Origin of the sequence: Allobosea sp. CER48, from assembly GCF_044752385.1 — a bacterium.
Classification (GTDB): domain Bacteria; phylum Pseudomonadota; class Alphaproteobacteria; order Rhizobiales; family Beijerinckiaceae; genus Allobosea.
The window spans coordinates 1-1,053 of sequence record NZ_JBIWYK010000742.1; the positions used below are offsets into that span (position 1 = coordinate 1).

The following is a 1,053-nucleotide window of genomic DNA, read 5'->3' on the forward strand; positions in this document are numbered from 1 at the left end:
GCTACGGCATGATCGGCATGGCGCTCGCCATCGGTACGACCGTGGTGTTCTTCCCGCCGGCCGGCTTCTCCGGCTGGTTGCTCGTCGTCCTCGGCATCGCGATCGGCGGCGGCATCGGCGCCTACATGGCCAAGCGCGTGCAGATGACGCAGATGCCGCAGCTCGTCGCCTTCTTCCACTCGCTGGTCGGCCTGGCCGCGGTGCTGGTCGCGGCGGCCGCGCTCTATGCGCCGGAAGCCTTCGGAATCGGCCATGTCGGCGCGATCAAGGGCGCGAGCCTGTTCGAGATGGCGCTGGGCGTCGCGATCGGCGCGATCACCTTCACCGGCTCGATCATCGCCTTCCTGAAGCTCGACGGGCGGATGAGCGGCAAGCCGATCATGCTGCCGCAGCGCCACGGCATCAATATCGGCCTCGGCATCGCGCTCGTCGTCCTGCTCGCGATCTTCATCAAGAGCGAGAGCCACGGCGTCTTCTGGCTGATCGTCGTGGTCTCGCTGGTGCTCGGCATCCTGCTGATCATTCCGATCGGCGGCGCCGACATGCCCGTCGTGGTCTCGATGCTGAACTCGTATTCCGGCTGGGCCGCGGCCGGCATCGGCTTCACGCTCGGCAACATGGCGCTGATCATCACCGGCGCGCTCGTCGGCTCGTCCGGCGCGATCCTGTCCTACATCATGTGCAAGGCGATGAACCGAAGCTTCATCTCGGTCATCCTCGGCGGTTTCGGCGGCGATGACGCCGCGGCCGGCGCCGGCGGAGCGGTCGAGGCGCGGCCGGTCAAGCAGGGCTCGCCTGATGATGCGGCCTACATCATGAAGAACGCCGGCAAGGTCATCATCGTGCCGGGGTACGGCATGGCGGTGGCGCAGGCGCAGCACACGCTGCGCGAGATGGCCGACCTGCTCAAGAAGGAAGGCGTCGAGGTCAAGTACGCCATCCATCCGGTCGCAGGCCGCATGCCCGGCCACATGAACGTGCTGCTGGCGGAAGCCAACGTGCCCTATGACGAGGTCTTCGAACTCGAGGACATCAACTCGGAATTCGGGCAGG

Annotated in this window: 1 protein-coding gene; it reads left to right on the forward strand. The window is 66.6% G+C overall.

From position 1 onward, the window contains the following. On the forward strand, positions 1–1,053 hold a 1,053-nt coding region (locus ACIPIA_RS16930), incomplete at both ends, for an NAD(P)(+) transhydrogenase (Re/Si-specific) subunit beta (RefSeq protein ID WP_400511161.1).